This is a genomic window from Bradyrhizobium sp. 147 (assembly GCF_023073935.1).
GTDB lineage: Bacteria > Pseudomonadota > Alphaproteobacteria > Rhizobiales > Xanthobacteraceae > Bradyrhizobium.
This window is the reverse complement of record NZ_JADPKL010000052.1, coordinates 45,869-58,847: the sequence shown is the minus strand read 5'-3', so window position 1 is coordinate 58,847 and position 12,979 is coordinate 45,869. Positions and strand designations below refer to the sequence as shown.

General features: G+C 59.8%; 8 protein-coding genes and 3 pseudogenes. 6 read left to right on the top strand and 5 right to left on the bottom strand.

Features of this window, described 5'->3' with window-relative positions; genetic code table 11:
- Positions 1–6: 6 nt before the first annotated feature.
- From tnpB to IVA87_RS12160, 3 genes are all read right to left on the bottom strand, one after another.
- A complete protein-coding gene (gene tnpB, locus IVA87_RS12170) occupies positions 7–360 on the bottom strand; it encodes an IS66 family insertion sequence element accessory protein TnpB (protein WP_247304128.1) in 354 nt (117 codons plus the stop codon).
- The gene (locus IVA87_RS12165; protein ID WP_247333655.1) at positions 357–773 is read right to left on the bottom strand and encodes a transposase; all 417 of its coding nucleotides are present in this window, start codon (positions 771–773) and stop codon (positions 357–359) included. The genes tnpB and IVA87_RS12165 overlap by 4 nt, the downstream gene beginning before the upstream one ends.
- Before the next feature lie 182 nt (positions 774–955).
- Positions 956–2,371 (bottom strand): IS4 family transposase, encoded by a 1,416-nt coding sequence (locus IVA87_RS12160; protein WP_247333654.1) that lies wholly within the window; start codon positions 2,369–2,371, stop codon positions 956–958.
- Positions 2,372–4,147: 1,776 nt separating this feature from the next.
- Between IVA87_RS12160 and IVA87_RS12155 the strand changes: the two genes are divergently transcribed.
- Both IVA87_RS12155 and IVA87_RS12150 read left to right on the top strand, forming a co-directional pair.
- Entirely contained in the window at positions 4,148–5,296 is a 1,149-nt protein-coding gene (locus IVA87_RS12155; protein ID WP_247333653.1) for a hypothetical protein, read from the top strand.
- 152 nt (positions 5,297–5,448) lie between these two features.
- Positions 5,449–6,078 carry a hypothetical protein gene (locus IVA87_RS12150; RefSeq protein ID WP_247333652.1) on the top strand — a complete coding sequence of 210 codons (630 nt, stop codon included), beginning with the start codon at positions 5,449–5,451 and terminating at the stop codon, positions 6,076–6,078.
- Positions 6,079–7,160: 1,082 nt separating this feature from the next.
- On the opposite strand, the gene IVA87_RS12145 is transcribed toward IVA87_RS12150, so the two are convergent.
- Positions 7,161–7,924 (bottom strand): IS5 family transposase gene (locus IVA87_RS12145; protein ID WP_253075114.1). Its coding sequence is split into 2 segments (ribosomal slippage): positions 7,161–7,586 and positions 7,589–7,924, totalling 762 coding nucleotides; the frame shifts between segments, so codons are not numbered across the junction.
- Between the two features lie 440 nt (positions 7,925–8,364).
- On the opposite strand from IVA87_RS12145, the gene IVA87_RS12140 reads away from it, so the two are divergent.
- Entirely contained in the window at positions 8,365–10,662 is a 2,298-nt protein-coding gene (locus IVA87_RS12140) for a hypothetical protein (protein ID WP_247333651.1), read from the top strand.
- Here the strand turns inward: IVA87_RS12140 and IVA87_RS12135 are convergent.
- Positions 10,654–10,910 (bottom strand): annotated as a pseudogene (locus IVA87_RS12135) (transposase); the annotation flags it as partial. The gene IVA87_RS12140 and the pseudogene IVA87_RS12135 overlap by 9 nt on opposite strands.
- A gap of 132 nt (positions 10,911–11,042) precedes the next feature.
- Here IVA87_RS12135 and IVA87_RS12130 point away from each other — a divergent pair.
- From IVA87_RS12130 to IVA87_RS12120, 3 genes and pseudogenes are all read left to right on the top strand, one after another.
- A pseudogene (locus IVA87_RS12130) lies at positions 11,043–11,150 on the top strand (transposase); the annotation flags it as partial.
- Between the two features lie 323 nt (positions 11,151–11,473).
- A complete protein-coding gene (locus tag IVA87_RS12125; protein WP_247305721.1) occupies positions 11,474–11,611 on the top strand; it encodes a phage integrase N-terminal SAM-like domain-containing protein in 138 nt (45 codons plus the stop codon).
- 257 nt (positions 11,612–11,868) lie between these two features.
- A pseudogene (locus IVA87_RS12120) lies at positions 11,869–12,579 on the top strand (transposase); the annotation flags it as partial.
- Positions 12,580–12,979: the final 400 nt, after the last annotated feature.

Below are 12,979 nucleotides of genomic sequence, written 5' to 3'. Positions count from 1 at the left end.
CCGCACTTATCCAGCGACCTGCGGGCGCCGTGCTTCTTCCGGGCGGACCAACCTCCAATCCAGCCCCTCGAACAAGGCCGCGAACATCGCCGGCGACATCCGCATCACGCCGTCCGCGATCGTTGGCCAAACGAACTTGCAACCTTCGAGGCGCTTGTGAACCAACACCAGGCCCGTTCGGTCCCAGACCAAAATCTTGATTCGGTCCGCTCGTTTCGATCGGAACACGAAGGCTGCCCCGCTGAACGGATCGAGACGAAGCATCTCCTGCACCTTCGCCGCAAGCCCATCGTGGCCACAGCGGAAGTCGATCGGCCGCGTTGCAACGTAAATCTTCAGATCTGCACCGACCGCGATCATCGTGACGCTCGCACCGCGCGGATCACCCGGGACAGCTGCTCGCCATCTATGGCCGTATCCGTCCGCAGAATGACATCACCGATCGCAATCTCAAGCTTGATCGCCGAAACCTGACGCTCCTCCAACGCACCTTCCACGACCAGCGGCGCGAATGTCGGATGCGACGCCTCGCACGGCGGCAACACGCCCCGTTGCCGAAGCCGCGGTCGCCAATCGTAGATCTGCCAGCGCGTCGCTCCGTGCTTGCGCGCCACCTCGGCCACCTGGGCACCGGGCAACAGACTCTCGGCGACGATCCGAGCTCTCTCCGCTTCCGAACGCACGCGGCGCCCCGACGGTCCTTCAAGAACTTCCAACCGGCTCACCGACGCCGCCGACGGGCCGTCTAAATGGACGTCCTTTTTGCTGTCCAATCCTATCTCAAACCTCCGTCCGCCCGGAGGCTTCTTCGCACAGCTATCCCGATCCCGAACCAAGGGCTCCGGCTAAGCGCTTACGTTCTTTCGCAGGTTTGGTGCAGCAGGGTGTGGGTTCGCGCCGAATGCTAATAAAAGTGGGAATCGCCGTATCCCTCCGGCGGCGACCTCACCGGCTTTCAATTACCCACAAATTCTCCTCCGACCATGACGCCTAGCGCTATGTCGGTGAGACGTGACAGCCCGCGCCACATGACGGTATTGCCGGGTGGCGGATCGCTGGCGCGGGCGAGATAACCGCCGAGCCGGGCGACCTTAATCAGATAGTGCGACAGCGTTTTCCGTCTTGCTTTTGGTCTTTCGTTCACGAGGCGATCGAGCACGCCGATTTCAGTCGCGGTCAACGCGAGGGTTGGCGGCGCGTCTGGAGCCGAACGGTGGAGCATCGTCATCCAAAAGACCCGCCAACTCAGGATGCAAAAGAGCGAGATCAGATTGGTCAGACGCTGGGCGGTCCTGAGCTTTGACTCCTCAGCTTTGCAGCCTGATTTGAGGATCTTGTGGAACACCTCGATCTTCCATCTCAAAGCATACCATTCGAGCTTCTCAATGGCGTCGGTGCGGGAGCTAACAGGTAGATTTGTGATCAGCTTCCACTGGATTTTCTTTCTATTCTTCGGCGTCACGCGTTCTTCGGCATGGATCACCGTCAGGGTCAGCGCTGGATAGCGCTTCTGCTTTCCGATCGGCGGCAGGACGCGAAGCTTGCGATATCTGATCTCGAGGACGGCTTCATCGGGATCGCCGTTGTTGTTTCTGACGTTGATGCGATGCCGTCCCTTGACGGCAACCTCGTCCATTTCGTCGGCGATCGTGTGATTTCCATCCCCGGCCAAACGGCCAACGCAAGTCCTAATTACGAAATGCGTTCCAGCCTCCCGGGCCGCGCAGAACAGCTCATAGATGTCGCTCTCGCGATCACCGACATGGATGCACCGTCCCGGATCGCCCAGCAGCTCTGTGGATTGACGGACATTGTCCAGCCACCGAATGCTCTCCTTCTTCTCGATGGGAACGCGCGTCGGATTGATCTTCTTCTTAAGCGCGGCAGTCCCCTTGAATTTCTTCCGGGTCCAGAATTTGACCGCCGTCAGTCCAAGCGGCAGCCCTTCGGTTGTCACCGCCAGGCTCGAGTGCATCAGGATGCCGCAAACCGTGTGCGACCTCAGGCGGCCCGCCTTGTCGCGCCCACTGTTTATGCTCTTGGTGATCCCGATCGCGTCTGAGTTCTCTCTTTGATAACTGAACTCGGTCGTATCGTGGAGCACTAGAATAGGCCCGTCGGTGGCAATCGTGCGCTCCCGCGTCGATTGAAAGTGGCCGGCCAGAATGTCCGCCTCACTGACCCGGTCGTTGGAGAAAAAACGATACGCGGCCTTGGTATTAGCCCAGTCCTGGCACACCAGCGGAATGCTTTCTCCCATGGCGCTCCCGATCTGCGCTACCAGTTTGCGGAGCGGCTTATTCAGGCGCTCGTCGGCAAGGTTGCAGCCAGCGAGCTCGCGATCAAACCATCCGTCGGCTTCTTCGTCCATTGGCACCGCCCCATGCGAATCGGTGCCAGACAAGGAATCACGGTCGATTCCTGCGATGCAATAGTTGGTGCGCTCCCTAAGCCCTCTCGGCTAAATGTGGGTAATTGAAAGCCTCACCGGATGCTTACATTGAAAGTGACGCCGGAGAAATACGCTCGCAATATCCTTAAGAACGACAAACTATTTGTCTCGGATGTCGCGGCAGAGCACCCTCATTTGCTGTCTGTAATCGCTGAGTTATGGCTTGCGGCAAGCACCAGCTGACGGTCGATCGAACGTCTAGGAGCAGCGTCGGCATCGTTTGCCGCAAAGTGACATTGCCGCCGCTAAAAGTTGGTACGCCCACCTCGAGCTCGCGTTCACGCTCGTCCTCGCTCTCCCACCCGACACCCTCAAACGTCCGGGTCGCTTGATCGAGCAGCTGCTTCTTCAGACATAGATCTAGCTTGGGCGAACATCATAGCGCTGGGTCAGATCAGCCACCGTCGTCGGCTGCTCCCGCACAGCTTCCACCGCCATCTTTGCTTTAGTGCCGTGTCGATCTTGCGGCTCGCCTTCCTCATGCTTCCCGTCTATCAAACGGAGCGGCCTCTTCCAACCGAGCACGTGGTTCCGAGAGCCGGGTCCATTTCACTGTTCCATTTGGTGGACGAAACGAGGGGCTCAATAGGTGTAGAGTATCGCTTCATAACGAACATCTATTTGTCGTTGTCGTAGGAAAGGAGCACAGAAGATTCGAATGCGACGGATGGCTGTAGTTGCGCGGTCAAGGTCGCTATTGTGCATCAAGGATCACGACCAGAGCATTCGTGCTTGTATTGAAGGCGCGTTATGACTGGCATCAGCGGACTCGGGAATCGCATTTGGCAATCTACAAACGACAGCGCTGAAGTCGCGGTCAAGTCTTACGCAGATAGGGTTTCTAGCGAGGAGGGGCAAACGAGCGGTTCTGTCCTCGGGCCGAATGGAGCCTGAGCCTCAAGATTTAGAAACTTATTCTGCTCGTGTCCCTTTCGACGATACGGCTGCGCAGTGCGGGCATCGTGGAATCGCCGAGATCCCGTATAGATCTTATAGTCACGCACCACGTTGGGCCGAAAGTTCGTCGCGTTCTGACGGCGAGCCCTGGCGGAGCGATCGAGCAACCGGAAGCTCGCGCACAGAGGCGAGCCGCCTGCATGGGCAATCCGTGCCCGACCGGGCGGCTGAATCAGGAAGACGGCGTGTCGATGATGTCGCCACGCAGGGCGTCCATGGTACAGGCTTAGGGCGCCCGTATAGGTCTACGAATGCGCTTAACAGCGCGCTAAGGGATATTGATCGGGCTCACGACGTCCGTGGATTCTCAGGTGCAGTGGTGAACTATGCCAAGCGGCTGCAAATTCCAGAGAAGGCAACGTTCCTGCGCAAGGCCGCCGCTGATTTCCAATACAGATTTGTTGGAAGCTTGCAAGGCCTTGGCAGCTCGAGTATCGAGGCTCGATAACGCGCTTATGTATGAGATCGAGGACCGAGCCCTTCCGCTCTTCGCCGCATCATTCGGTCGACACTCCCAGGTGTCGGCATGCCGCAGGGGCGCGATCAAATCGCGGAATTTTGTTGCGATGAATGCCGCGGACTTCGAAGGCAGACTAACCAAGGGCTGTCCTTACTGGTGAATGGCTTCAGCAAGTGGCCGGACGCGACGGTCTGTCGCGAGGCCACGGTCGCGATCGCCGGTGAGGTTATTCGCTGGAGCGGCAGGCTCTCTGCTATCCCGCAGGGGCTATCAACCTGGTGAACGGCTTTAGCAAGTGGCCGGAGCAGGCGGCTAACCTTCGAGCGGCGATCGCGATCGCCAGTGAAGTCCGTCGCCGTGCCGACCGCACCGACCGGCTTTTTGATTTTTCTCCGCAGGCGCTCGCGAACCTGGTGAACGGTTTCAGCAAATGGCCGGACGCGGCTGACTGTCGCGAGGCTGCCGTCGCCATCGCCGGTGAGGTGCCTTCCCAGCTCTCCAATTTTAAGCCCCAGCAGCTGGCGAATCTGGTGAACGGTTTCAGCAAATGGCCTGATGCGGCTGACTGTCGCGAGGCTGCCGCTGCCATCGCCGCTGAGGTGCCTCTCCAGCTCCCCAATTTTAAGCCCCAAGAGCTGGCGAACTTGGTGAACGGTTTCAGCAAGTGGCCGGACGCGGTGGGCTGTCGCGAGGCAGCTGTCGCCATCGCCTGTGAGGTGCCTTCCCAGCTCTCCCGTTTTGACGCGCAGGCGCTGGCGAGCCTCGTGAATGGTTTTAGCAAGTGGCCGGAGGGGGCGGGCTGTCGCGAGGCTAGTGTCGGCATCGCCTGGGAGGTGCCTTCCCAGCTTTCCAATTTTACGCCTCGGGCGCTGGCGAGCCTGGTGAACGGTTTCAGCAAATGGCCGGACGCGGCGGGCTGTCGTGAGGCTGCCGTCGCGATCGCCGGGGAGGTTCCTTCCCAGCTCTCCAACTTTGCGCCCCAGGAGCTGGCGAGCCTGGTGAACGGTTTCAGCAAATGGCCGGACACGGCGGACTGTCGCGAGGCCGCCATCGCCATCGCCGGGGAGGTGCCTTCCCAGCTCTCCCGTTTTGACGCGCAGGCGCTGGCGAACCTAGTGAACGGCTTCAGCAAATGGCCGGACGCGGCGGCCTGTCGCAAGGCTGTTGTCGCCATCGCCTGTGAGGTGCCTTCCCAGCTCTCCCGTTTTGCCCCGCAGGCGCTGGCGAGCCTGCTGAACGGTTTCAACAAATGGCCGGACGCGGCGGCCTGTCGCGAGGCTGCCGTCGCGATCGCCGGGGAGGTTCCTTCCCAGCTCTCCAATTTTAAGCCCCAGGAGCTGGCGAACCTGGTGAGCGGCTTCAGCAAATGGCCGGACGCGGCGGGCTGTCGCGAGGCAGCTGTCGCCATCGCTGCTCTCCCGTTTTGACCCGCTGCAGCTTGCGGGCCTGGTGAACGGTTTCAGCAAATGGCCGGAAGATGCGGCATGCCACCAGGCGGTAGTGGACATCGCGCGCGGCCTCGGCGGACCGGGCCGAGGCTTTGGTTCGTTCACGATGGTTGAGTTCGCCAGGATCGCCAATGCTCTTGGGGCGCAGTGTCATAAGCGGCGAGAACGGTGGAGACGTTGCGGAGACAGCCCTGCTGAAGAATAGCTTACATCGGCTGGCTCATTACCTGCACTATGCCGATGATCGGCTGGAGCAAGCCAACGTTCTGAGCATCGCCATCATTTTCAAGGCGCTGGCGAAGGTCGGGCTGTTTGAGGACCTCGGTTTGCTCGCACCAACAGGGCTGGATCGCCTTAGGGAATTGCATCGTGCCCTTGGTTTTGCCGCGGAGAATAACCTCGAAACCACGGGCAATCTTTGCGCTGCCCTGCTGCCGCTGGCGCGCAGCCCGCATCTGCGCTCGCACCGCAGACAGGCTCTGAACCTGCTGAACGACATCCAACCCGTCGTGGAGCGCAAGATCGAGGCGCATCTCAACGCAAGCGAGGCCGAGCGGACTCGTGGGCCGTTCGCGAGCCGCTGCCCGGCTTTGTCGATCTATCAAGTGCTGAACGCCCGTGCGGTCCTGGAAACGTTGTTCAGGCGGCAGTATGTCGAGGGAAGCAAAATCGATTTGCTCGTATGGCGGGACGAGCTGAGCGCAAGACCAGGAGATCTTGTACAGCACGCGCGATCTCATCAAAAGCGATCTTTCCAATAAGAGCTGGAACCTGATCGCGCATATCGAGGCGGACGATCCCGTCGACGCGCTGGACTCGTTTATGGGGCGCAGGACGCAGCGAGGATCCAGGCGCAACATCCGGCATCCGTCTTCGACACGCATGATGTGCTGCGGGCGATGGACCATAAGCCCAGACCGCCGCAGGGTAATGCGGGGCCAATGCAGCTTTTGGTTGTGTGCCTGCAGGGGCGGCGAGTGGCGACGGAGCCTGAGACACGCTATTCGATTTTCCATCGCCTGACCTCCGGGGCATTGCCGGTGGTCGCGGTGCAGCTGCCGGGAAAGCTCAGCACCTTCATGTTGGCGCGGTCGCTCACCGTCGATGGTAAGATGGAGCAACTAGTCGAGCGCGCGCGCGAAGTCTGTAAGGTCGTTGCGATACCCGAAGGTGTCAGAACCAATCCCCACTGGTCAATCGAAGGGGCGCGTACAGGTGGCTTACCTCGGACTCCGAGGCCGTCATGCCGAATTCTGTTCAACGAAGTGGGTGATCTCTGCTCTTGAGCAACGATGAGCATCGACCGACCAGGGACACTCTCAATCTCAAAGCGATGGTGGTCGTGTCGCTCGAGAGGGTTGCGCTTGCTCGGAAGCAACTTTTGGATTTCAAGAAGCTCCTCTTCGAGGGAAATGACAAGGAGAATGTTGTTCTTTCCGCGTGCCTTTACGGCGGCTGAGTCGCCCTGGCGAATGACGAGCCGGATTCGCCGTACTGCGTTTGATAGCGCTAGTCGTTTATACGCAAACGATTGCTTGCAATTAGTTTCGCGATTCGCATAAATACTATGGAATATCCGAAGCGGAGTTTTTGTGAGAATCCATCTGCCGAAAGGACTGTCTAGCTAAATTACTCTCGTCGGTTTGCGAGCATCGCTACAGTAGTTGGCCGGCCACATCTCATCAGGCGCCACGATCAGAATGCCTTTGGCAAAGAAGGTTGGATCATCGTCCCCCAGCAGCAGGAGGAACAGGCGGCGCTAGCCGAAAGGTCGCCGCTCGTTGGCGAGATCGCGCAATCGGCCACGCAGAATGCGACGGGGAGCCCTAGGCGGTGTGGACACTTATCGCATCCATAAGACGATGGCTGCGAGGGTGACGACGGCGAGGTAGTTTCGTGCGGTTGTTTCGAAGCGGGTTGCGACGGGGCGGAATTGCTTGAGCTTTGAGAAGCAGCATTCGATGAGATGGCGCTGGGCATAGAGATGCTTGTCGAGCGGATGCTTGAGGGCTCGTGACGGGTTGTTGGGAATGACAGCGAGCGCCCCTTTGGCTGCGATGGCTTGGCGCAGGTGATCGGCGTCATAAGCTGTATCGGCCATGAAAACCTCGGCAGGCAATCCCTCGATCAATTCGGCGGCTTGCGGTGCATCGCCCTTCTGGCCTGCGGTGATCGTGAACCGTACAGGACATCCCAAGCCGCGAACGGCCATATGTATCTTGGTGCTCAGGCCGCCGCGCGAACGGCCAATCGGCTGATCTTCAGACCCCCTTTTTTGGCCCCGGCAGCATGCTGATGGGCTCGAACAATGGTGGAATCGACAATCAGGTATTCGAAGTCCGGATCGTCGGACGTCGCCTCGAAGATCCGCCACCAGACGCCTTTGGCACTCCATCGGCTGAAGCGCCGGAACACGCTGTTCCAGTCCCCAAACACCTCCGGAAGATCACGCCAGGGAGAGCCCGTACGAACGATCCACAGCACACCTTCCACGAACATCCGATTGTCGCGCCCAGTCGAGCCCTTCTGGTCAGGCCGACCTATGATCAGCGGCGCCATCCGCTCCCAAGCCGCGTCGCTCAACACCAGCCGATCCATCACACCCAAGACTGCCTCCCGAAACGCAGCTTTGAATCTGATTTGCTCCTACAAGGAATCCTTAGAGTCCACGCCGCCTAGGGATCAATCGGATCTACCGACTTTATCGCGAGGAAAGGCTCACCCTGCGGGCTCGCCGCAAGCCTGTCGGGACTCGGGCCCCGATTCTGATCGAGGTGAGGCCTAACGCGCGCTAACGTCTTCGTGGCGCATCACGCTTTGCTTGCCGATAGTCTCACAAGGCCTGACAGCGAACACGCATCTGGAATCGCCAGCCATAATCCTAAGATATGATCTCAGAGCGAAGATCTATTTGACGCAGTGCATCACTATGTACCAAGTATGGCAGAGCCACAATGCGGGGGTTCGATAAGTGCAGCGCCCCAGACCTGCCTCGCTCTTAGAGCTGAATCGAAGCCAAATATTCGCTGGTCTATAGAAGGTGAATTGTGAGAGCTATAAGGGAGCTTGGCAAGGAGCCGATCCTGGGGTTTGGCGCCCACGAAGCTGAGAGCGCGGACGACTCGCACACGGCGCCAATTGGCAGCCTTGAAGCAGTAGATAGATCACTTGCCGTTGTGGAGCACTGGCACGCTGAACCTTTGGGATCAAGCGCACCATTATCTCGCAACAACCTTCGCATCATCGGTGACCTTGGTGCACCGCCGGACTTTATTCCACCACCACCGGATTTGCTCCATTTGCCGCCGGATTTACTCAAAATTCTAGTTGAGCAGCTGAGGCTAACCGATCTGGTGAGTCTGTCGCAAACGAGTCGCGATCTGCGAACTGATGTCCCCAGGCTCTACGATTCTGATCGTCACAAGATGACCCGGATAGCTATTCGGGTTCAGGCTGTCTGGGACAGATTAGTGACTCCCGCCCCGGGCATCGCGGGCCGGTTTGCCGAGCTATTGATACATGGTGTAGTCCAATCACTCGCGATCAACATCAATTTTCTGGCATTGACGCAGCAGGAGCACCTCGTGGCGCTCGCCGAAGGGCTAAACGCCCCCGAGCATCGCGGGTTGGCGGTGAGAACCCTCGGAAGGTGCCTCAAGGAGCTTGCGCCAGCACTCCAAGAACGTCTTGTCGCCCTGGCCGAGGGGATTGTCCACCCAGCGCATCGTGCCTGTCTCCTCCACGCCCTAGGTGCGTACATAGGAGAGCTTGCACCCGCGCTGCAGGAGCGCCTCGTTGTGCTCGCAAAGGACCTTGGTGATAGGAGGCGGCTACAGGTTATGGAGGGCCTGGTAGAACATGCGGAACGACTTACGCCCGCGCTTCAGGAGCTTCTGGTTGTGTTCGCAGATGAGTGCGTCCTGCCAGAGGACCTCGGCAAGGCTTTGGAGATCCTAGGGCCAGGCGCGGGACAGCTTGCCCCCGCGCTCCAGGAGCGTCTGGTCGACCTCGTGGAAGAATTAGACACGTCCGATCGTGTTAAGGCGCTGTGCGGCTTCGGGCGGCGCATTGATAAGCTCGCGCCCGCACTCCAGGAGCGTCTAGTCGACCTCGTGGGGGCGTTAGACACATCCGATCGTGCTGAGGCGCTGTGCGGCTTCGGGCCGCCCATGGATAAGCTCGCGCCTGCACTTCAGGCGCGCCTAATCATGCTCGTCGTGGGACTAAGCGGTTCATCGGAGCGCGCTAAGGCCTTGATGGCCCTTGCAGAGTGTATAGACCGGCTAGCGCCTCAGCTGCAGGAGCGCCTTGTCGCCATGGTGGACGGCTTCGAGCCCATCGACGTGGCTTGGGCCATCCGAATTCTGGGAAGCGCCCTAGCACGGCTTGCACCGGCGCTCCAGCAGCGGCACGTGGAGCTCACCGAGCAGTTGATCGAGCCAAGGCACCGCATCCTAGCTCTGGCCGGCTTTGGACACGGCATGGCAGGGTTGGCGACCGCGCTCCAACAGCGGCTCGTTGTCATCGCCGAAACATTCAATCATCCAATAAATCGCACCCGGGCCTTGAGCAGCCTAGGAATAGGCCTGGCGGCTCTGACGCCCCTACTCCAGGAGCGGCTCATTACGCTATGCGAAAGAATTGACGACCCACATTATCGTGCTGAAGCCTTGGCGAGTCTCGGAGCACACCAAGAAACTCTTGCGCTCCCGCTGCAGGAGCGTCTCGTCCTCCTTGCGGAGCGGCTTGGCCCGTCTGAAGCTGGCCTTGCGGCTCTTCAGGGGTTTGGAGAGAGCATTCAGTGCCTTGCCGGGCCCCTTCAGCGACGCCTCGTCGTCCTTGCCGAGCGGCTTGACTCACCTCAAGATCGCATCTTGGTTCTTTACGCGTGGAGAGCGAACATTCAGGGGCTTCCGGCACCCCTTCAGGAGCGCCTCGGCATTCTGGTCGAAGGACTGAACGGCCGCGGCTGGAAGCGCGCCGCGGTATTGGCGCTGGGAGCTCGCGTCGCAGGGTTAGCGCCCGGATTCCAAGGCCGCCTGATCACACTTGCCGAGAGGCTTGACGCCAAAGATCGTATCGTCGCCCTAGAATGCCTTGGACCAGGGATTGGAGAGCTTTCGCCCGAGCTTGAGGCGCGCCTAGCTGCTCTGGCCGACGGGTTCGAGCAGCCCGTGCATCGGGCTCGGGCATTGGCGGCACTGTTGCCGATGGAGCCCGGAGCCATAGCGGATTATCCTCCGGTCCGCCCCCACAATCGAGCTGGCTCGCGGATCGGGGGGGCTTATGACGGCCTGCAGATACGACCACAGCGCGCTTGGCGGCGGGCCCTACCATTTTTTTGAAAGGAGCTCGCAAAGCGCGGCCGCATCGAGCATCTGCTCGGCCAGAAGCCTCTTCAGCTTCGTGTTCTCCTCTTCCAAGGCCTCAGCCGCTTCGCTTCGGAAGCGTCCACGCCACCGAATTTGGCGTTCCAATGTAGATGGTCGCGTCGGAAACACCCTGCTTGCAAGAGGTCGGCTGTCTTCGTCCCAGCCTCATGCCCCTTCAATACCGTGATAATCTGCTCTCCCGTGAACCTTGCTCGCTTCATCTGTCCGTCCATCTTTTGATCGGAGGCGGGCAAACTGGACCATTTTGGCTAGAGTTTTCGTATCGATTCCCCGGTTGGGAGGAGCGAAGGACGACGAAGGCCTCGAGTTTTTCGGACGCCCAGAAGGCGTTCATCCTGGAGCAGGGCTGTGACGGGATTGCGGTGGCGGAGATCTGCCGCAAGTCCGGGATCAGCCAATCGACCTACTTCAACTGGAAGAAGAAGTATGACGGACTGCTGACGACCGAGATACGACTATAACCGCCAATCCCCACAAGGTTGAGGTGTGCACAGGGCGGAATGAGGTGGCGTGAAGGATCGACTGAATGAGGTTCTTCAAGCGTACTATTACGTACCCGCACCGACCCGGCAAGGCTGCGAGCAGTATTACCTGAGCCGCTGGAATTCGATGAGCGCCAAGCGCTTGTGAATGCGGATTCCGATCGATGTCGTCCAGGATTGAACGAACCCGCTACGCGGGAGTGGGAGCAAGCCTGGTGAACTGAGGTGTCCTGTCTGAGAGGATGTTGGTCTTCGCACCCCTCTCAAGACAGGAGACCCAGATGGCTACGATGAGCCCTCTTCGGCAGCGCATGATCGAGGATATGACGGTCCGCAATCTGTCGCCGTCGACTCAGCAATCCTATATCTATGCGATCGCAAAGTTTAGCGCCATTTCGGCGACGCCCCGGACCGGTTGAGTTTCGAGCAGGTCCGTGCCTACCAACTGCACCTCATCGGCCAAAAGCGTTCGTGGTCCCCCATCAATCAGGTGGCCTGCGCGCTGCGCTTCTTCTACGGCGTCACACTCGGGCAGACGGAGGCATTCGAGCGGATCATCGGTGGCCAGAAGCCCGACAAGCTTCCGCTCGTGCTTAGTGCCGAAGAGATCAAGCGTTTTCTGGACGCGGCTACAGGGGTGCGCAACCGCGTCGTGCTGGCGACGGCTTATGCGGCTGACCGCCACGAACATGTCTTCGCGTTGACTCAATCACTGGAACTCTACGACGTTTACCAGGCAAAGATGCTCGACTGTGATCGCAAGCTCGAAGTCCTGATCAGTGCATTGAACACCAAAGGAGCAAGACCGGTCAGAAAGCTAGCCAAGCCACGCGTAAAGACCAAACAGGTCAACACCCCCACCTTCGATGTCAGGACTGCACTGTACGGCGTGCTCGGCGTCGATTTGACTGAGATCCATGGGTTGGGTCCGTCGCTCGCATTGAAGCTAATCGGCGAGTGCGGCACGGATTTAAGCTCATGGCCGAGCGCCAAACACTTCACTTCCTGGCTCTGCCTCGCACCCGGCAACAAGATCTCCGGTGGCAAGGTGCTGTCCGCGCGCACACGGAGATCCTCAAGTCGCGCAGCTGCGCTGTTGCGGTTGGCAGCCACAACCGTGTGGCGGAGCGAGACAGCGCTGGGAGCATTCTATCGTCGGCTGTCCTCACGTGCGGGTAAATCGAAGGCCGTGACGGCGACCGCTCGCAAGATTGCGGTTTTATTCTACAACACACTCCGGCACGGCATGAGCTACAGGGATCCTGGTGCCGACCAATATGAGCAGCAATATCGTAGCCGCGTCCTCGCCAACCTACAGCGCCGGGCGAAATCGGTAGGCTTCGTGTTGCACGCCATTCCGGGCGACGCCAATCCGGCTGTTTCTTAGGAAGTCGATCGCAATCTTTGCCGGACCCCGGACATGAGCTTCCGTTTCATCGAGGACCATCGCGACGCCTATCCGGTGCGGCTGATGTGTGCCGTGCTCGAGGTCTCGCCGGCGGGCTACTACGCTTGGCGAGAGCGCCCGGTGAGCGAGCGCGCGACCGCCAATGCCGCTCTCCTGACGCGATCAGGCAGGTTCATCAGGACAGCGGGTAGCGTTACGGCAGCCCGCGGGTCCATGCCGTGCTGCGAACCCAAGCCGCGGCGCCAGCCGTGGGCGGATCGAACGCTTGATGCACCGGCATGGCATCCGCGCCATCATGGCGCCGCCGCGCCGGGTTCGCACGACCGACAGCCGCCATGGCCTGCAACTTCACCGCTGCCGCGCCGGCTCGGGTCTGGCT